Origin of the sequence: Streptomyces africanus, assembly GCF_002150735.1 — a bacterium.
Classification (GTDB): domain Bacteria; phylum Actinomycetota; class Actinomycetes; order Streptomycetales; family Streptomycetaceae; genus Streptomyces; species Streptomyces africanus.
Map to the genome: position 1 here is coordinate 1 of NZ_MUKA01000429.1, position 17695 is coordinate 17695.

Annotated in this window: 18 protein-coding genes and 1 pseudogene; 10 read left to right on the forward strand and 9 right to left on the reverse strand. The window is 72.5% G+C overall.

Features of this window, described 5'->3' with window-relative positions:
* Positions 1-162: 162 nt before the first annotated feature.
* The 3 genes from CCL05_RS38680 to CCL05_RS38690 all read right to left on the reverse strand — a co-directional run bounded on the left by CCL05_RS38680 (position 163) and on the right by CCL05_RS38690 (position 2580).
* On the reverse strand, positions 163-399 hold the full coding sequence (locus CCL05_RS38680; RefSeq protein WP_086565295.1) for a hypothetical protein: 237 nt from the start codon (positions 397-399) through the stop codon (positions 163-165).
* A gap of 442 nt (positions 400-841) precedes the next feature.
* On the reverse strand, positions 842-1732 hold the full coding sequence (locus CCL05_RS38685) for a 2-hydroxy-3-oxopropionate reductase (RefSeq protein WP_086565296.1): 891 nt from the start codon (positions 1730-1732) through the stop codon (positions 842-844).
* 26 nt (positions 1733-1758) lie between these two features.
* The gene (locus CCL05_RS38690) at positions 1759-2580 is read right to left on the reverse strand and encodes a TIM barrel protein (RefSeq protein WP_086565297.1); all 822 of its coding nucleotides are present in this window, start codon (positions 2578-2580) and stop codon (positions 1759-1761) included.
* Between the two features lie 252 nt (positions 2581-2832).
* On the opposite strand from CCL05_RS38690, the gene CCL05_RS38695 reads away from it, so the two are divergent.
* The 8 genes from CCL05_RS38695 (at position 2833) to CCL05_RS38730 (ending at position 10288) form a co-directional block, all read left to right on the forward strand.
* Positions 2833-3084, forward strand: a complete 252-nt coding sequence (locus CCL05_RS38695; RefSeq protein ID WP_010039055.1) for a YkoF family thiamine-binding protein — start codon at positions 2833-2835, stop codon at positions 3082-3084.
* Positions 3081-3449, forward strand: a complete 369-nt coding sequence (locus tag CCL05_RS38700) for a helix-turn-helix domain-containing protein (RefSeq protein WP_086565298.1) — start codon at positions 3081-3083, stop codon at positions 3447-3449. The genes CCL05_RS38695 and CCL05_RS38700 overlap by 4 nt, the downstream gene beginning before the upstream one ends.
* Positions 3450-3571: 122 nt before the next feature.
* Positions 3572-4081: a 2-oxo-4-hydroxy-4-carboxy-5-ureidoimidazoline decarboxylase gene (gene uraD, locus CCL05_RS38705; RefSeq protein WP_086565299.1), complete on the forward strand. Its 510-nt coding sequence runs from the start codon at positions 3572-3574 to the stop codon at positions 4079-4081.
* A 7-nt stretch (positions 4082-4088) separates the two neighbouring features.
* Positions 4089-4481, forward strand: a complete 393-nt coding sequence (uraH, locus tag CCL05_RS38710) for a hydroxyisourate hydrolase (RefSeq protein WP_086565300.1) — start codon at positions 4089-4091, stop codon at positions 4479-4481.
* 6 nt (positions 4482-4487) lie between these two features.
* Positions 4488-5408, forward strand: a complete 921-nt coding sequence (gene pucL / locus CCL05_RS38715; protein ID WP_086565301.1) for a factor-independent urate hydroxylase — start codon at positions 4488-4490, stop codon at positions 5406-5408.
* Positions 5409-5527: 119 nt separating this feature from the next.
* Positions 5528-6907 (forward strand): 8-oxoguanine deaminase, encoded by a 1380-nt coding sequence (locus tag CCL05_RS38720; RefSeq protein ID WP_086565302.1) that lies wholly within the window; start codon positions 5528-5530, stop codon positions 6905-6907.
* 224 nt (positions 6908-7131) lie between these two features.
* Entirely contained in the window at positions 7132-8520 is a 1389-nt protein-coding gene (locus tag CCL05_RS38725) for a nucleobase:cation symporter-2 family protein (RefSeq protein WP_086565303.1), read from the forward strand.
* Positions 8521-8611: 91 nt separating this feature from the next.
* A complete protein-coding gene (locus tag CCL05_RS38730; protein WP_086565304.1) occupies positions 8612-10288 on the forward strand; it encodes a serine/threonine-protein kinase in 1677 nt (558 codons plus the stop codon).
* On the opposite strand, the gene CCL05_RS38735 is transcribed toward CCL05_RS38730, so the two are convergent.
* From CCL05_RS38735 to CCL05_RS38745, 3 genes are all read right to left on the reverse strand, one after another.
* Positions 10285-10707 (reverse strand): acyl-CoA thioesterase, encoded by a 423-nt coding sequence (locus CCL05_RS38735; protein WP_086565305.1) that lies wholly within the window; start codon positions 10705-10707, stop codon positions 10285-10287. The genes CCL05_RS38730 and CCL05_RS38735 overlap by 4 nt on opposite strands.
* A gap of 65 nt (positions 10708-10772) precedes the next feature.
* Positions 10773-11402: a hypothetical protein gene (locus CCL05_RS38740; RefSeq protein ID WP_086565306.1), complete on the reverse strand. Its 630-nt coding sequence runs from the start codon at positions 11400-11402 to the stop codon at positions 10773-10775.
* Between the two features lie 85 nt (positions 11403-11487).
* Positions 11488-12696, reverse strand: coding sequence for a pyridoxal phosphate-dependent aminotransferase (locus tag CCL05_RS38745; RefSeq protein WP_086565307.1), 1209 nt, complete (start codon positions 12694-12696; stop codon positions 11488-11490).
* A gap of 86 nt (positions 12697-12782) precedes the next feature.
* Here CCL05_RS38745 and CCL05_RS38750 point away from each other — a divergent pair, with 86 nt between their 5' ends.
* Positions 12783-13409, forward strand: a complete 627-nt coding sequence (locus CCL05_RS38750; RefSeq protein WP_086565308.1) for a winged helix-turn-helix transcriptional regulator — start codon at positions 12783-12785, stop codon at positions 13407-13409.
* A 37-nt stretch (positions 13410-13446) separates the two neighbouring features.
* Here CCL05_RS38750 and CCL05_RS38755 read toward each other — a convergent pair whose 3' ends face one another.
* From CCL05_RS38755 to CCL05_RS38765, 3 genes are read right to left on the reverse strand one after another with little or no spacing between them, the layout of a single operon-like run.
* Positions 13447-14241 carry a hypothetical protein gene (locus CCL05_RS38755; protein WP_086565309.1) on the reverse strand — a complete coding sequence of 265 codons (795 nt, stop codon included), beginning with the start codon at positions 14239-14241 and terminating at the stop codon, positions 13447-13449.
* A complete protein-coding gene (locus tag CCL05_RS38760; RefSeq protein ID WP_086565310.1) occupies positions 14241-15515 on the reverse strand; it encodes a VWA domain-containing protein in 1275 nt (424 codons plus the stop codon). The genes CCL05_RS38755 and CCL05_RS38760 overlap by 1 nt, the downstream gene beginning before the upstream one ends.
* A 44-nt stretch (positions 15516-15559) precedes the next feature.
* The gene (locus CCL05_RS38765; RefSeq protein WP_086565311.1) at positions 15560-17053 is read right to left on the reverse strand and encodes an IucA/IucC family protein; all 1494 of its coding nucleotides are present in this window, start codon (positions 17051-17053) and stop codon (positions 15560-15562) included.
* A gap of 110 nt (positions 17054-17163) precedes the next feature.
* Between CCL05_RS38765 and CCL05_RS38770 the strand changes: the two are divergent.
* Positions 17164-17695: pseudogene (locus CCL05_RS38770) on the forward strand (IucA/IucC family siderophore biosynthesis protein); the annotation flags it as partial.

Sequence of the window (17695 nt, forward strand, 5' to 3'; positions counted from 1 at the left end):
CTCGGCACACGGGGCCCGCCGCCCCCGTGCCGGCGGGCCCCGTGTGCCGAGAATGTGCCCGGCCCCGGGGGCGGTTGAAGCCCCCGGGGCCGGGTTCAGAGGTTCATTTGAGGGTTCCGTACACGGCGTACGACCGGTGCCGTACGCGCACGAGCGGCGTGTTCACGCCTCGTGGTGCTCCGACAGCCCCGGCCAGTCGTCCGGCCCGCCGCCCTGCCACTCGACGAGGTCGCTCTCGGCGACGTCGGTGACGTAGAGGTCCGCCAGCCGCAGGATCTCGGCGACGTCGTCGGTGTGCGTGGCGACGCCCAGGGGCTCCTCGCCCAGGGTGACCCGGCGGGATCCGTCCAGGGCGGGGGGATGGACCACGACATGCGGGTGCTCGGTTGGTTGTGCCATGCCTTCAGGCTGCTGCCGCGGGGCCGGTCCCGCACCCCGGGCAGGGGCCGGCCGTCCGACGGCGCGAGGCTGGGCGCGACAGGACGTTCGCGCCGCCGGACGGGGTCTGGTGTTGTGCCGGTGCTGGGACCGCGGCGGGTGCGACGGAGTCCGGGGCGGGTTTCCCTCAGGTCGAGAAGCCCGTCCGGGTCCTGCACCACCGCACTGGCTCGCACTCCGCCGCGGTCCGTACCCTGCCCGCGTCCGTGCCCACGGGGCGACCACCCCTCATCCGGGTCGTCCCGGGCGGTCGGGCGCGGTCAGGGAGTTCAGGTCCTTGGAGTTCGGCTCGGGCATGGCTGGGCCGGGCGGCGCCGCCCCTCTGGGCGCGACAGGACATGTCAGCGGCGGCACCGCCCGGGGTATGGGGGGGGAGACCCGGCGTACGAGAGTCGGGAGGGTGTCAGAGCTGCGCGCCGGAGAGCCGCTCCACGGCCCGCAGCAGCGCCGAGTGGTCCAGGCCGCCGTCGCCCTGCGCCCGCAGGGACGCGACCAGCTGGGCGACCACGGCGCCGACGGGCAGGGCCGCGCCGACGTTGCGGGCGGCGTCCGTGACGATGCCCATGTCCTTGTGGTGCAGGTCGATCCGGAAGCCCGGCTTGAAGTCCCGGCCGAGGAAGTTGTCCTTCTTGCGGGTCAGCACGGTCGAGCCGGCGAGGCCGCCGTTCAGGACGTCCAGGGCCGCCTTCAGGTCCACGCCGGACTTCTCCAGGAAGACCACTGCCTCGGCGCACGCCTGAATGTTCACGGCGACGATGAGCTGGTTGGCGGCCTTCACGGTCTGGCCGGAGCCGTGCGGGCCGCACAGCACGATGGTCTTGCCGAGCGCCTCGAAGATCGGCCTGGCCTGGTCGAAGTCGGCCTGCTCGCCGCCGGCCATGATGGACAGCACGGCCTCGATCGCGCCGGCCTCACCGCCGGAGACGGGGGCGTCCAGGGCGCGGATGCCCTTGTCCTTCGCCGCCTTCGCCAGGTCGACCGAGGTCTGCGGGGTGATCGAGGACATGTCGATCAGCAGGGCGCCGGACTTCGCGTTCTCCAGGATGCCGTCGGGGCCGTAGGCGATGGCCTCGACCTGCGGGGAGGCCGGCACCATCGTGATGACGACGTCGGCGTCCCGCACGGCCTCGGCGATCGAACCGGCGGCGGTGCCACCGGCGGCGGCGAGGCGGTCCAGCTTCTCCCGCTCCAGCGTGTAGCCGGTGACGTCGTAGCCCGCCTTGACGAGGTTCTCGGACATGGGGGAGCCCATGATGCCGAGGCCGATCCAGGCGATCTTCGGAAGGTTGCTCATGATGGGGATGCCTTTCGGTGCGGGGGTCAGCGGGGCAGCCAGCCGAAGGCCTCGGCGCTCGGGCGGTCGCCCGGCTTGTACTCGAGGCCGACCCAGCCGTCGTAACCCGCCTTGGTCAGCTGGTCGAGGAGGTCTTCGAGGGGCAGCGCGCCCGTCCCGGGGGCGCCGCGGCCCGGGTTGTCGGCGATCTGGACGTGGCCGGTCCTCGCGGCGTACCGCTCGATCACCCGCGGCAGGTCCTCGCCGTTCATGGACAGGTGGTAGAGGTCCATGAGGAAGCGGGCGTTGCCCAGCCCCGTCGTGGCGTTGACCTTGTCGACGACGCCGACCGCGGCCGGTGCCGACACCAGCGGATACGACGGTGACTCGGGCTGGTTGAGCGCCTCGATCAGCAGGACCGCGCCGATCCTGTCGGCGGCCCGGGCCGCGAGCGCCAGGTTCTCCAGCGCGAGCGCGTCCTGCTCGGCCGGGTCCACGCCCTCCACGCGGTTGCCGTACAGCGCGTTGAGCGCCTTGCAGCCGAGGGAGGCGGCGAAGCCGGCCGCCACGTCGATGTTGGCGCGGAACCTCTCCGACTCCTCACCCGGGATCGACAGGGCGCCGCGGTCGGGGCCGGGCAGCCGGCCGGCGTAGAAGTTGAGGCCCGTGAGCCGGACGCCCGCGTCCTCCAGGGCCTTCCTCAGCGCGTCGAGCTCGGACTGTTCAGGGGTGGGCGAGTCGATCCAGGGCCACCACAGCTCGACCGCCGTGAAGCCGGCCGCGGCGGCGGCCGCGGGGCGCTCCAGGAGCGGGAGTTCCGTGAAGAGGATCGACAGGTTGACGTTGAAGCGCTGGTCTGCGAATCCCATCGGGCCGCGCTCCCTTCCGCTGTATTTCGCATTGTGGAAGTTTCTTTCTGCTTACCGGAAGACTGCCGTCGGGGGTCGTGGCTTGTCAAGGGGACGGAGGCGGATCCCACGGGGCGGGCGGCGGGAGGGCGCATCCGGGCGTCCGCTCGGTGCGTTCGGTCTTCCGGCCCGGGAGTGCGGTCGCCGACACTGAAGGTGAGGCGAAAAAGCGTCGGCTAGGGTCGCTCGGGTCACGACGGTTCTGGGGGCAGCATGCGACTGAGAGTGGAGTTCACCACCGAGCCCTTCGACCTCGACGAGGCACCCGCGCACGCGCTGGTCGCCCGCGAGGTCGTGGAGGCCGCCGAACTGGACGCCGTGGACGTCGGCCCGTTCGGCAACACCGCCGAGGGCGGTGCCGACGCGGTGCTCACCGCCGTGGACGCGCTGCTCCGCAAGACCCTGGAGGCGGGCGCCACCCGGGTCTCCCTCCAGGTCAACGTGATCGAGGAGGACGAGGCGTGAGCGGCGCCGGGGACGAGCCGTTCATCGCGGCCGTGAAGCCCCTGGTCGACGCCATGGGCGGCGAGATGATCCCGGCCGACGAGGCCGGCCCCGACGACGTCGTCCTGTCCTGGGAGGGCCGCGACGCCGTCGCCGTACGGCTGCCGCAGCTCGCCGACTCCCTCGATCACATCCTGGCCGCCATGGAGCGCCGCAAGGGCATGCCCCTGGCCGACCTGGACCGCAAGGCCAAGCAGGAGGTCGTGCGGATACTCGAGGCGCGCGGCGCCTTCTCCGTACGGCACGGGGTGGAGACCGTGGCGAGCGCCCTGGGTGTCAGCCGCTTCACCGTCTACAACTACCTCAACCGCGAGAAGGGGGCCTGACCCCTCACGCCCGGTTTCGTCACGCGGAATTTTCAACAAACTGTTGACGGGCTGTCGCGGGAGGGCGTTAGCTATCGGCACGCCCGTTCAGCACGAAGGCCGTACCGGCCACGGAGGCTCCCGTGACGTCCACTTCCATGCCGCCGGGCCTGGCCCGGTTCAACGCTCTCGAGGAGCACGCGGCCTTCACCGCGCTCCACGAGGCGTGCGCCTCCACGGCGTGGGCGAAACGCCTGCTCGCCGCCCGCCCCTACGCCACCCCCGAGGCGCTTTACGCCGCGAGCGACGCCGCCATGGCGGAGCTGACGGCGCAGGACCTCACGGAGGCGATGGCCGGCCACCCGCCCATCGGCCGCCCGAAACCCGGCGACCCCGCGTCGGCCCGGGAACAGCGCGGCATGGCCGGCGCCTCCGACGCGCTCAAGGCGGAGATGCTGGAGCTGAACCTCGCCTACCAGGAGAGGTTCGGCCATGTCTTCCTGATCTGCGCCACCGGCCGGAGCGGCGAGCAGATGCGCGACGCGGTCAGGGAACGGATCGGCAACACGCCGGAGCGGGAGCGGGAGATCGTCCGCACCGAACTGGGGAAGATCAACCGCATCCGCCTGGCCCGACTCGTCGAAGAGGACTGACCGCAGCATGAGCACCTCCGCCACCGCCTCCGTGTCCACGCACATCCTGGACACGTCCGTCGGCCGCCCCGCCGAGGGCGTCGCCGTCCACCTCTTCGCCCGCTCGGGGCGCGAGGCCGACTGGCAGGCGCTCGGCGGCTCCGCGACCGACCGGGACGGACGGTGCAAGGACCTCCCGGCCCTGCCGGAGGGGACCACCCACGTACGGCTCGACTTCGCGGTGGAGCCGTACTTCGAGAAGAAGCCAGCCGATCCGCAGCAGGACGCCCCCGCGAATCGGGACAGCGGTGCGGTGTTCTTCCCCGAGGTGGCGATCACCTTCGCCGTGACGCCCGGGGAGCACTACCACGTACCGCTGCTGCTCAACCCGTTCGGCTACTCCGTATACCGAGGGAGCTAGCTACTCATGGCAGACCATTCCCGCCCTGCCCGCCCTGTGATCCTGGGACAGAACCAGTACGGCAAGGCCGAGAACCGAGTCGTCAAGATCACGCGGGAGGGCGCCACCCACCACATCAAGGACCTGAACGTCTCCGTGTCGCTGAGCGGCGACATGGACGAGGTCCACTACTCCGGCTCGAACGCCAACGTCCTGCCCACCGACACCACCAAGAACACGGTGTACGCGTTCGCCAAGGAGCACGGCATCGAGTCCGCCGAGCAGTTCGGCATCCACCTCGCCCGCCACTTCGTGACCTCGCAGGAGCCGATCCGCCAGGCCCGGATCCGCATCGAGGAGTACGCCTGGGAGCGGATCGAGACGCCCGGTGCCGGCGCCCACTCCTTCGTCCGCAAGGGCCAGGAGACCCGGCTCGCCCAGATCACGTACGACTCGGACGCCTGGGAGGTCGTCTCCGGCCTCACGGACCTGACCGTGCTGAACTCGACCGACTCCGAGTTCTGGGGCTACGTGAAGGACAAGTACACCACGCTCCCGGAGGCGTACGACCGGATTCTCGCGACCTCCGTCACCGGCCGCTGGCGCTTCAACTGGTCCGCCGACGAGCAGCAGATGCCCGACTGGGACGCGTCCTACGAGCAGACGAAGCAGCACCTGCTCCAGGCCTTCGCCGAGACGTACTCCCTCTCGCTCCAGCAGACGCTGTACCAGATGGGCGCGCGGATCATCGACAACCGCAGCGAGATCGACGAGGTCCGCTTCTCGCTGCCCAACAAGCACCACTTCCTGGTGGACCTGGAGCCGTTCGGCCTCAAGAACGACCATGAGGTGTACTTCGCCGCCGACCGCCCCTACGGCCTGATCGAGGCGACCGTCCTCCGGGACGGCTGCGAGGCGAAGATCCCCGTGGACCTCACCAACCTCTGACGTCCCTGCTGACGTTCCCTCTTTCGGCACCCGTGGCCGGGGAACCCCTCTCCTCGGCCACGGCACTCAAACTCCCCGGGTCCTGCCGTGCCCCTCCACCCCAGCGCAAAGGACGAACCATGGCAGCAGCCCAGCGCATCGTCATCGACAACTGTGCGATCGCGACCGTCGACGCCCACGACACCGAGTACGCCTCCGGGCACGTCGTCCTGGCCGGCCACCGCATCGAGTCGCTCGGCGCGGGCACGGCCCCCGAGGGCCTGGAGAACGTCGTACGCCGTATCGACGCCTCCGGCCACCTCGTCACCCCCGGACTGATCAACACCCACCACCACTTCTACCAGTGGATCACCCGTGGTCTGGCCACGGACCACAACCTCTTCGACTGGCTGGTCGCGCTGTACCCGGTCTGGGCTCGCATCGACGAGCCGATGGTGCGCGCGGCGGCCCAGGGCTCGCTCGCGATGATGGCCCGCGGCGGCGTCACCACCGCCATGGACCACCACTACGTCTTCCCGCACGGCTCCGGCGACCTGTCCGGCGCGATCATCGGCGCCGCCCGCGACATGGGCGTCCGCTTCACCCTCGCCCGCGGCTCCATGGACCGCAGCGAGAAGGACGGCGGCCTCCCACCGGACTTCGCCGTCGAGACCCTGGACGGCGCGCTGGCCGCCACCGAGGACACCGTCCGGCAGCACCACGACTCCTCCTTCGACGCGATGACCCAGGTCGCCGTCGCGCCCTGCTCGCCCTTCTCCGTCTCCACCGAACTGCTGCGGGACGGCGCCCAGCTGGCCCGCCGTCTCGGCGTACGGCTCCACACCCACGGCTCGGAGACCGTGGAGGAGGAGAAGTTCTGCCATGAACTGTTCGGCATGGGCCCGACCGACTACTTCGAGTCCACCGGCTGGCTCGGCGAGGACGTGTGGATGGCGCACTGCGTCCACATGAACGACTCCGACATCGCCGCCTTCGCCCGGACGAGGACCGGCGTCGCGCACTGCCCGTCGTCCAACGCCCGCCTCGCCGCCGGAATCGCCCGCGTCCCCGACATGCTCGCGGCCGGCGTGCCCGTAGGCCTCGGCGTCGACGGCACCGCCTCCAACGAGTCCGGCGAACTCCACACCGAGCTGCGCAACGCCCTCCTCATCAACCGCCTCGGCGCGCACAAGGAGGCCGCCCTGAACGCCCGTCAGGCGCTGCGCCTCGGCACGTACGGCGGCGCCCAGGTGCTGGGCCGGGCGGCGGAGACCGGCTCCCTGGAGCCCGGCAAGCTCGCCGACCTCGTGCTGTGGAAGCTGGACACGCTCGCCCACGCCTCCATCGCCGACCCGGTGACCGCCCTGGTCTTCGGCGCGGCGGCCCCGGTCACCGCCTCCTTCGTGAACGGCCGGCAGATCGTCGAGGACGGGCGGCTGCTCACGGCCGACGAGGACGCCATCGCCCGCGCCACGCGGGACGAGGCCCGGCGGCTGGCGAGGATCGTCGCGCAGGCCTGAACCCCCCGATGACTCCGGCCGGGAGGGACGGCTCCCGGCCGGTGGCCGCGGACCCGAGCGGGGTCCACGGCGGTCGTCTCCGGGGCGCGCGTGCACGCGTGCGCCCCGGAACGGCCACCCACCCCGTCCCGCATGTCCGGTCCCGCACGACCACCAGCACCACCTCCTTGACACCCACGGCCGTCATCCGGCGCAGCCGTGCAACCGACCGGAGGGAAGCCGCCGTGGCCGACCACCCCGTTGACGAAAAACTCCCCGCGCTCAAGATGGCGACGACCGGCCTCCAGCATGTGGCCGCGATGTACGCGGGCGTCGTCGCCCCACCCCTGATCGTCGGCGCGGCCATCGGCCTGACCGCCGGCGACCTGACCTTCCTCACCGGCGCCTGCCTGTTCACCGCGGGCCTCGCCACGCTCCTCCAGACCCTCGGCGTCTGGAAGATCGGCGCCCGGCTGCCGTTCGTCAACGGCGTCACCTTCGCCGGTGTCGCCCCGATGACCGCGATCGTCGCCTCCACCGAGGACAAGTCCGACGCGCTGCCGGTCATCTTCGGCGCGGTCATCGTCGCCGGACTCCTGGGGTTCATCGCCGCCCCCGTCTTCTGCAAGGCGGTCCGCTTCTTCCCGCCGGTGGTGACGGGCACGGTCATCACCCTGATCGGCATCTCGCTGCTGCCGGTCGCCTTCGGCTGGGCGCAGGGCCCCGACCCGGCGGCGCACGACTACGGTTCGGCGACCAACCTGGGGCTGGCCGCCGGCACCCTCGTCATCGTCCTGCTGCTGCGGCGCTTCACCCGGGGCTTCGTCAAGCAGATCGCCGTGCTGCTCGGCCTGGTCGCGGGCACCCTGATCGCGATTCCGTTCGGTGCCACGGACTTCGGCCCGGTCGCGGACGCGGCCGTCATCGGCTTCCCCACGCCCTTCCACTTCGGCGCCCCGCAGTTCCAGCTCGCCGCGATCCTCTCCCTGTGCGTGGTGATGGTGGTGTCGATGACCGAGTCGACCGCCGACATGCTGGCGCTGGGCGAGATCGTCGACCGCCCGGCCGACGAGAAGACCATCGCGGCCGGCCTGCGCGCCGACACCCTCGGCTCGGCGATCAGCCCGCTCTTCAACGGCTTCATGTGCAGCGCCTTCGCGCAGAACATCGGCCTGGTCGCGATGACGAGGATCCGCAGCCGGTACGTCGTCGCGGCCGGGGGAGGGTTCCTCGTGCTGATGGGCCTGTGCCCGATGGCCGCCTCGCTGATCGCCGTCGTACCGCGCCCGGTGCTCGGCGGGGCGGGCGTGGTCCTGTTCGGCTCGGTCGCGGCCAGCGGCATCCAGACCCTGGTCCGGGCCGGCCTGGAGAAGGACAACAACGTCCTGATCGTGGCCGTCTCCCTGGCCGTCGGCATCATCCCGATCACGGCGCCGGAGTTCTACCACGCCTTCCCTCAGACGGCGCGGATCGTCCTGGACTCGGGCATCTCGACGGGCTGCGTCGCGGCGGTCCTGCTGAACCTGGTCTTCAACCACCTGGGCCGGCGCGACCGGGACGCCCACGATGTGACCCACCCGATGGAGGCGGGCGAGGAGATAACGGGCGCCCCCCACGCCCCGGCAGCACCGTGAGACCGGCGCACACAGCTCCGGACTCCGCTTAGGCTTCTGCCTCGGTCAACTCACCGTTGACCGGGGCAGGGGACGAGGGGGAGACGGACCGATGAACCACGCGACCGACGTGTTCCAGCCGTTGCAGGCGGACGATCCGCCCGTGGTGGCCGGATACCGCCTGGCCGCCCGGCTCGGCGCGGGCGGCATGGGCCGGGTCTACCTGTCGCACACGCAGGGCGGCCGGCCGGTGGCGATCAAGGTGGTGCGCCCGGAGCTGGCCGACGACCCGGCCTTCCGGCGGCGGTTCCGCCGGGAGGTCGAGGCGGCCCGGCGGGTCCGGGGCGCGTACACGGCCGAGCTGATCGACGCCGACGCGGACGGCACCCCGCCCTGGGCGGCCACGCTGTACGTGCCCGGCCCGTCGCTGACGGAGGCCGTCGCCCGGCGCGGGCCGCTGCCGGTGCCCGCGGTGCTGTGGCTGATGGCGGGGGTGGCCGAGGCGCTGCAGGCCATCCACGGCGCGGGCATCGTGCACCGGGACCTCAAGCCGTCGAACGTGCTGCTGGCCGCCGACGGGCCGCGGGTGATCGACTTCGGCATCTCGCTGGCCGCCGACTTCACCTCGCACACCGCCACGGGCGCCACCGTCGGCACGCCCCACTTCATGGCTCCCGAGCAGGCGTCCGGGGGCGAGGTCACGGCGGCGACCGACGTCTTCGCACTGGGCCAGACGGCGGCGTTCGCGGCGCTGGGCCGGCCGCTGTACGGGGACGGCTCCGCGGTCGGGGTGCTGTACCGGATCGTGCACGACGAACCCGACCTGTCCCTGCTGCCCGAGCAGCTCCGTCCGCTGATCGCCCGCTGCCTGGCCGCCGCCCCGGAGGACCGGGCCACTCTGGCGGAGATCGTCGAGTGGTGCCGGCAGCGGCTGGGCGCGGACGCCGACGCGGGCGCGGGCCCGGCCGTGTGGCGGGACGTCATGGGGCCGGAGGTGACGGTCCCCTCCCCGGAGGCCCTGGACGCCACCCGTGTCTCCCCGGCGAGCGTCGACCCGACGCGGGTGCACATGCAGCCGCTGGTCGTCACGCAGCCGCAGACACAACCGCCGGGGCCACAGGAGAGACGGGCGCGCAGACGCCGTACCGCCCTGATCACGACCGTGGCCGTGACGGCGGGGGCGCTGGTGCTGACCGGCCTGGCGTGGGTGGTCGCGGACGCGGGGAACAGATTCGGCGACTGGGTGGCGGGCGGGCCGTCGACGCCCGGCCCGGAGAAGTCCGGACGGTCGTCCGCGCCGGAGTCGTCGACGGGGGCGCGCTCGGGCTCCGGGCCCGCGTCGGGGGAGGAGGCGGAGGCGGGCGGCGGAGCTCCGGAAGCGTCCCGTCCGTCCCCGGCCGCGTCCAAGTCACCGCAGGTCATCACGCAGGCGCCACTGCTGCTGAACGCGAAGACCTCGCTCAGCTTCGAAAAGCCGCTCTGGCGAGAGGACCGCAAGGGCGACATCCGCCTCAACTGCGAGAACCCGAGCTGCGAGCTGGAGAGCGACACCAGCGTGTTCGTCCAGATGTTCACCGACGAGGCGGTTTCCCTCGACGAGTGCCGGCTCCTGCTCGGCGCCGCCGACCGCCACCGCTGGACGCTGGCCTCGGTGGCGGCCGGCAGTCAGATCTGCGTCAAGCACCCGTCCGGGGACATCGCCCTGCTCGTGGTCCAGACGAAGTCGACCGCGCTGCCGGAGCTCGCCTCCCTCATGGTGGACATGACCGTCTGGAAGAAGGCGGCCTAGAGTCCGAACAGGCCCGGGTCCGACGCCAGCTTCCTGAAGTGCTCCCGGGGGTCCGGGACCAGCTTGCGGGTCTTCAGGTCCAGCAGGCCGCCGACCGCCGTGATCTCGGCCGCGATCGTGCCGTCCGTCTTGCGGACCGTCTGCTCGATGCGGAAGGTCTTGCCCTCGCCCCAGGCGAAGGCGCAGGTCACCTCGACCTCGTCGCCCGCGAGCAGCTCGCGCTTGTAGCGGATGGTCGTCTCCAGGGCGACCGGGCCCACACCGCTGCCGATGAGTTCGGACTGGCTGACCCCCGCGGCCCGCAGTAACGACCAGCGGGCGTGTTCCGCGTAGTTCAGGTACACGCTCTGGTTGAGATGACCCTGCACGTCGGTCTCGTAACCGCGGACGGTCACCGGGACGGAAAACGGCTCGCTCATGGGCTTCCCTTCTCACACCGGGCACGCGTGGCGTACGCAACGATCCACCGATCTTGGCATGCTCATCACGCCCGGCGGGGCGAGGCGAGGAGATAGCGGGTCCCGGTGCGCGGCTCGCGGTGCTCGCTCACCTGCCAGCCTGCCCCTTCCAGGGTGGCCGCGCAGGTCCGCAGCGCCTCGCCGTCCGGCTCGTACACGGCGACGGCCTCCGGCTGCGGGGTCTCCCGCACCCGGTAGCCCCCGTCGCCCCGTCCGGCCGGGGGGTGCCCGGCCGCCTCCAGGGCGAGTGCGGCGGCCTGCACGAGATGCGTACGCTCCCAGCCGCACGGCCTCTCCACCGCGCCGTCCGGGTTGGTCATCCGGCGCAGCTCCAGCAGCCCCTGCCAGGCACTGTGCACCTCACGGCGCCGCGCCGGCCCGCTCTCCGCCGCCGCCTCCTCGCCGCCGACGCGCGCGGCGAACACACCGGCGGTGGCGGGGGCCTCGGTGGCGGGCTCGTGCACCTGCATGACGCCCTGCCGTACCCGGTAGCCCTCGGGCGTCAGGAAGTGATCGTGCGGCGGCCGCGGGTGCCGGAAGGCGAGCCCCCGCTTCACCAGCGCGGCGAGCTGTGTCTCCGTACCGCGCAGCCGGCCGGTCACCGGGTCGGCGGCGTCGATGACCCGCCGCTGCGCGGCGGTCGGCGGTCGGGTCACGGCGCGCTCCTCTCCGGCACGGGACAGGCCCCGGGGCACTCGCCCCACCTGCTGGAAGGCTACGACCCGCCGCTGACAATCGCGCCTACTGCCGGTACCCCCCGAGGAACCGCCCGATCCGCCCGATCGCCGCCTCCAGGTCGTCGGCGTAGGGGAGGGTCAGGATGCGGAAGTGGTCCGGGGCGGGCCAGTTGAAGCCGGTGCCCTGGACCACCTGGATCTTCTCCCGCAGCAGCAGGTCCAGGACGAACTTCTCGTCGTCGTGGATCTTGTGCACCTTGGGATCGAGGCGCGGGAACGCGTACAGCGCCCCCTTCGGCTTCACGCACGTCACGCCGGGGATCTCGTTGAGCTTCTCCCACGCCACGTCGCGCTGTTCGCGCAGCCGGCCGCCCGGCACGGTCAGGTCGCGGATGGACTGCCGGCCGCCGAGCGCGGCCTGGATGGCGTACTGGGCGGGCGCGTTGGCGCACAGCCGCATGGAGGCCAGCATGGTGAGGCCCTCCAGGTAGTCCTTGGCGTGCTGCCTCGGGCCCGTCACCACCAGCCAGCCGGAGCGGAAGCCCGCCACGCGGTACGTCTTCGACAGGCCGCAGAAGGTGAGCACCACCAGGTCGGGGGCGAGCGCGGCGGCCGAGTGGTGCACGGCGTCGTCGTAGAGGATCTGGTCGTAGATCTCGTCGGCGAACACCATCAGGCCGTGCCGCCGGGCGAGGTCGAGGATGCCCTCGACGATCTCCTTCGGGTAGACCGCGCCGGTGGGATTGTTGGGGTTGATGACGACCACGGCCTTCGTACGGTCCGTGATCTTCGACGCCATGTCGTCCAGGTCCGGGTACCAGTCGGCCTGCTCGTCGCAGAGGTAGTGGACCGCCTTGCCGCCCGCGAGGGTCGTCACGGCCGTCCAGAGGGGGAAGTCCGGGGCGGGGATGAGGATCTCGTCGCCGTCCTCCAGCAGCGCCTGCACGGCCATCGAGACCAGTTCGGAGACGCCGTTGCCGAGGAAGACGTCGTCGACGCCGACCTCCAGGCCCAGCGTCTGGTAGCGCTGGGCGACCGCGCGGCGGGCGGAGAGGATGCCGCGCGAGTCGGTGTAGCCGTGCGCCTGCGGCAGCATCCGGATCATGTCCTGGAGGATCTCGTCCGGCGCCTCGAATCCGAAGAGCGCCGGGTTGCCGGTGTTCAGGCGCAGCACGCTGTGACCGGCCTCCTCCAGCGCGTTGGCGTGCTCGATCACCGGGCCGCGGATCTCGTAACAGACCTCGCTCAGCTTGCTCGACTGCCGGAACTCCATGCGCTGCATCCCCTCGCCAACTGGTGTTGCTTGGTTTTACCAAGTAGTCGCTTGGAAAGTCCAACAACTTGTCTAGACTGCGTCGCATGCCACCTCGCCGCAGCTACGACCAGTACTGTTCCGCCGCCCGCGCCCTCGACGTCGTGGGCGACCGCTGGACCCTCCTGATCGTCCGGGAACTCCTCGCCGGTCCCCGCCGCTACACCGACCTGCACGCGGACCTGCCCGGCGTCAGCACGGACGTACTCGCCTCGCGGCTGAAGGACATGGAGCGCGACGGCCTCGCGACCCGCCGCCGGCTGCCCCCGCCCGGCGCGGCGTACGTCTACGAACTCACCTCTCGGGGACGGGAGTTGCTGCCCGTGCTGCAGGCGCTGGGGGAGTGGGGCCGGGCGGAGCTCGGGGAGCGGCGGCCGACCGACGCGGTGCGGGCGCACTGGTTCGCCCTGCCCCTGCTGCGCCTGCTGGACGGGGAGGGGCTCGTCGAAGTCCGCCTGGAGGAGGGGCAGTTCCATCTGCGCGCCGGTGCCGAGGAGGGGCCCGTGTACGGCGACGGGCCCGCCCCCGGCGAGCCGGACGCCCGCCTGGTCCTGGACACCGGCACGTGTACCGCGCTCAGCCGGGGGGAGCTGACCCTGGCCCGGGCCGTGCGGGAGGGCCGGGTCGAGGTGAGCGGCGAGGGCACGCTCGCCAAGGCGCTCCGCGAGGCATGAAAGAAGGCCCGCGGGACGCGGGCCTTCTGGTGAGGTGTCAGGCGCCCGGTGGCGGCACCCGTGACGGCCGTCCCGGACCGCGCGTCAGCGCGTAACCGGCGACCCCCGCCAGCGCGGCCAGCACGCCACCCACGCCCGTCCACACCCACCGGTCCGACCACCAGCCGGACGCCCAGCCGTCTTCCGGTTCGAGGCCGGCCAGCACCGCCGCGTTCTCCTGCTCGTCCTCGGGTTTCGTCGCGATGCCCGGCACCAGGGGCTCGGACAGCGAGCCGTCCACCGCCGCCGCGCCTCCGATGTCCTTGGAGTCGGCCCGGACCTCGGTGTCGACCGGCAAGCCCAGGTCGGAGGTGGCGACGCCGGTCGCCGTCAGGCGGATGTAATACGTGCCGGGCAGCGGGTCGTTCGCCCACGGCTCCGACCAGGCGCGGACCGTGCGCAGCACACAGGCCAGCTCCACGGAGGGCGTGTCCGCCGCCGCGGTGCGGGTCTGGGCCCCGTACTGGCAGGCCTGGCGGCGGCGCAGGCCGTCGTAGACGTCGATCTGCCAGGTCTGCGCGGCGTGGCTGTCCGGCAGCTTCACCGTCGCCCTGACCGTGGGGCGCTGTCCGGTGTCGGCGGGGAACGACCAGTACAGGTAGTCGCCCGTGGAGCCACTCGCCGTGGCCCGCTGCCCCTGCTCGAACTCCGTGGCCGTACGGAAGGAGGTGCCCGCCCGGGTGGGTGCCGACGAGGAGTCCTGCGACGGACTCGGCGAGGCGTCGGCCGCGGCCGGCGCGGCCGCCAGTCCGAGGGTCAGCAGCGCGGCGCTCAACGCACGTACCGTTCGCATCAGTTGGTCCTCCAGACCGCGACCCGCCAGCGCGACAGCCAGCCCCAGACGAGACCGGCGAGGAAGCCGGTGAGAATCAGCGCGCCGAGCAGCCACCAGCCGCGGCCGAGGCCGAAGGAGGCCACGTCGCCCGCCTGGCCCGGGCCGTCCACGACGTCGACCGTCAGCTCCAGCGGCAGCCCGGGTGTCGTCTTCACGCCGGAGGCCGCCGAGAAGGAGTGGCTGACCGCCAGGCACACGGTTTCCGCGGCCTGCTTGTCACCGTCGGAGTCGTCACGCTCGGGCTCGGGATACCTGAGTCCCGTCGAGATCACATCCGTACGGCCGTCGCCCGCCGCCTCGCCGCGCACGATCTCCCGGCCGTGCGTCGTGACCGCCCGCAGCAGCACTCCGTAGGCGGGGTTCACGGCCCGGTCGGCCGCCACGCTCACCGAGGCCCGCAGCTCCTGGCCCGGCAGCACGTCCACCCGGTACCAGCGCTGCTGACCGAACTCCTCCCGGTCCGTGTACAGCCCGGACTTCAGCGCCGGTGCCCCGGTGCACTCGGCGGCGCCCTCGGCCGGCACCGGCGTCACCACCGGATCGGCCGCCCGGTCCACCAACTGGTTGACCCGGTCGGTGAGTTCGTCCTGGTGCTCCACCGAGGTGTACGTGCCGCCGGTGGCCTCGGCGATGCAGCTCAGCTGCCTGCTCAGCTTGGCGGTCGGCACCAGGCCCAGCGTGTCGATGGTCAGGCCGATGCCCTTGGCGGCGATCTCGCGGGCCACCTCGCACGGGTCGAGCGGGGCGCAGGTGTCCTCGCCGTCGCTGATCAGCACGATGCGCTTGGAGCCGTCGCCGCCGTCCAGGTCGCCGGCCGCCTTCAGCAGGGCCGGCCCGATCGGCGTCCAGCCGGTCGGGCTGAGCGTGGCGACGGCCGTCTTGGCCTCGGTGCGGTCCAGCGGGCCGACCGGGTAGAGCTGCGCGGTGTCCTTGCAGCCCGTCTTCCGGTCGTCGCCCGGGTAGTTGGCGCCGAGGGTGCGGATGCCGAGTTCGACCTCCTCGGGCGTCGCGTCGAGCACCTCGTTGAACGCCTGCTTCGCCGCGGCCATCCGCGACTGTCCGTCGATGTCGCGGGCCCGCATCGAGCCGCTGACGTCGAGGACGAGGTCGACCTTGGGGGCGTCCTGGCCCGTGGGTTCACCGGCGGCCGCTCCGGCCGGGAGGGCGAGCCCGGCCGTCAACGCGGCGAGCAGGGCACAGACGCCCGCCGCCAGCCGTTTTCTTGTGATCATCGGCGGATCTTATTGATCCGGGGTGCCGTGCTCCAAAACGAGGCTCAGGCAAGGGGATTGGGCAGGTCGGCCCACTGGTCGCCGGGCGTCTGCGAGAGCCGCATCAGCGTCAGCGCCTTCGTGGGCAGGGGCTCCGCGCGCAGCGCCGCGAGGTCCGGGGTGCGGGGAAGGTCCCGTACGGCCGTCTCCAGGGCCTGCGCGAGGGCCGCCCCCGACCCCGCCGTGCCGGCCAGGGCGCCCGCCACCAGCGAGCCGAACAGCTTGCGCCGCAGCGTGCGTTCGTCGTCCGTGACCATGCGGGCGGGCAGGCCGGGCACCGTGATTCCGTGCCGGGCGAGACGGGCGGGGCTGACCCGGATGTCGGCCAGGTCGCGGTAGACCAGCCGCACCGGATCACCTGCCGGCGACAGGATCACCAGGAGGTTCTGGCCGTGCGCCTCCAGGGCCACGCCCAGCTCCAGCAGCCGCAGTCCGACGGTGAGGGCGAGGCGCGCGAAACCGGCCAGCCAGGCGGGGGAGCGGGGCAGCCCGGTGGTGGCGAGTGCCGCCACCGGAAGGACCCGTTCGCCGGCCGTCGCGTAGGTTTCCGGCGGCTCTCGCAGGACGGCCGCGAGGTCGGGGGAGCCGGCCGCCGCCGCGCCCAGGGTGCGGGTCATGTGCAGCAGGCCGTCGGTGTGCGCCGCCGACGCCTCGGCGAAGTCCGACAGCACCGCGGACGCGGCGACCGAGGGCAGCGAGATGTCCCGCACCGAGGACGTCAGCCGGGCACTGAGCGAGGTCTTGACGTGCGGCCCGCCGGGCAGCGCGAGCGTCCGCAGCGCCATCAGGGGATGCCCGGCCCGCCACTGCTCGCACGTCCGCTTCAGCACATGCGCCGCCTGCCACGGGTGCACCGGCAGCACCACCCGCTCCCCGTCCCGCAGCTCCCGCGGCCACGCCCCCGCCACCAGGCACTCCCGCGCTCGCACCGGTACCAGCCCCAGCTCCACCAGCGGCCGGTGCTCGGGCCCGTAGGCGAGTTGCTCCGCCACCGAGAAACCGGGCCGGGACCGGCAGGTGGGGTGGAACGGATGCCCGTCGACGATCCGCTGCTCCCACTCCCAGTCGCGCTCCGGCCACTCGTCCGTGCCGCCCCCCTCCTGTCCCGCCCTCGACAGCGTCAACGAGGCGACACTGTGCCCGAGTTCGGCGGCGAAGGACGCGGAGTGCGGTACGGCGAGGTCCGTCACGAGCCGGGCCGGATCGTCGTACTCCGCCTCGTCGAGCCGTACGACGGTGACGTACGCGCCGGTCGCGTACGGATCCGGCCGCGGGCCGCGCAAGCGGCGGCCGTCCGACAGGTACAGGGTCAGCCCGTCCCGGCCCTGCTCACGGCGGGTGACCCAGGGCAGCGGGTCGTGGGCGAGACCACGCCACAGACGGGACAGCACGGCCGCCCGGGCACCGGGCAGCTCGGCCTCGTACCGCGGCAGGAGACCGGGCCGCACGACGGCCAGTTCCTCGGCGACCTCGGCCTCGGCGGTGGGGGAACGGTGCACGGGCGGGCTCCTCGGGTACGAATAGGGCGTCACGGCGGGATGACGACGGCACGCATACTGATCATCTCCGCCCGGAAGTCCGGACATCCTTCAAGGACCGCAGGGAACGAGTGGAACGCGTGGACCTGATGCCCCCGCCCGACGGCGACGACTCCGCCCATGATGACCCCGCCCAGGTGTCCCCGGTCGCCGAAGATCCCGTCACCGGCGGCCTCGCCGAACGGGCCGACGCGTACGCCGCCGTGCCGCTGCTGAACTGCCTGCTGCGGGAGGTGGCGCGGCCGGTGAGCGAGACGGGCGAGCACCGGGTGTACGACCTGCCCGGCGGGGACCGCCTGCTGCGCGTGCGCGGCACGCGGCGGCCCGCCGAGCCCGAGATCCGCGCGGCCGGCCGCTGGCACCGGATCGGCCACACCGAACTGGTCAAACTCGTCGCCGAGGAACTGCGCCGGCACACCGGCCTGTCCAACCATGAACTGCCCGCCGAGATGATCGACAGCCGGGATGCCGTGGCCGCCCTGCTGGCCGCCCGTACCCGGGCGACCCCGCCCGACGACCCCTATCGGCGCTCCGAGCAGTGCCTCCTGACCGGCCACACCCACCACCCGGCCCCCAAGGCGCGCGGCGGCGGCCCCGCCGCCG

Coding starts and splice junctions, on each gene's coding strand:
- CCL05_RS38680 (WP_086565295.1), bottom strand. CDS start 399: ATGGCACAACCAACCGAGCACCCGCATGTCGTGGTCCATCCCCCCGCC.
- CCL05_RS38685 (WP_086565296.1), bottom strand. CDS start 1,732: ATGAGCAACCTTCCGAAGATCGCCTGGATCGGCCTCGGCATCATGGGC.
- CCL05_RS38690 (WP_086565297.1), bottom strand. CDS start 2,580: ATGGGATTCGCAGACCAGCGCTTCAACGTCAACCTGTCGATCCTCTTC.
- CCL05_RS38695 (WP_010039055.1), top strand. CDS start 2,833: ATGCGACTGAGAGTGGAGTTCACCACCGAGCCCTTCGACCTCGACGAG.
- uraH (WP_086565300.1), top strand. CDS start 4,089: ATGAGCACCTCCGCCACCGCCTCCGTGTCCACGCACATCCTGGACACG.
- pucL (WP_086565301.1), top strand. CDS start 4,488: ATGGCAGACCATTCCCGCCCTGCCCGCCCTGTGATCCTGGGACAGAAC.
- CCL05_RS38720 (WP_086565302.1), top strand. CDS start 5,528: ATGGCAGCAGCCCAGCGCATCGTCATCGACAACTGTGCGATCGCGACC.
- CCL05_RS38730 (WP_086565304.1), top strand. CDS start 8,612: ATGAACCACGCGACCGACGTGTTCCAGCCGTTGCAGGCGGACGATCCG.
- CCL05_RS38735 (WP_086565305.1), bottom strand. CDS start 10,707: ATGAGCGAGCCGTTTTCCGTCCCGGTGACCGTCCGCGGTTACGAGACC.
- CCL05_RS38745 (WP_086565307.1), bottom strand. CDS start 12,696: ATGGAGTTCCGGCAGTCGAGCAAGCTGAGCGAGGTCTGTTACGAGATC.
- CCL05_RS38750 (WP_086565308.1), top strand. CDS start 12,783: ATGCCACCTCGCCGCAGCTACGACCAGTACTGTTCCGCCGCCCGCGCC.
- CCL05_RS38755 (WP_086565309.1), bottom strand. CDS start 14,241: ATGCGAACGGTACGTGCGTTGAGCGCCGCGCTGCTGACCCTCGGACTG.
- CCL05_RS38760 (WP_086565310.1), bottom strand. CDS start 15,515: ATGATCACAAGAAAACGGCTGGCGGCGGGCGTCTGTGCCCTGCTCGCC.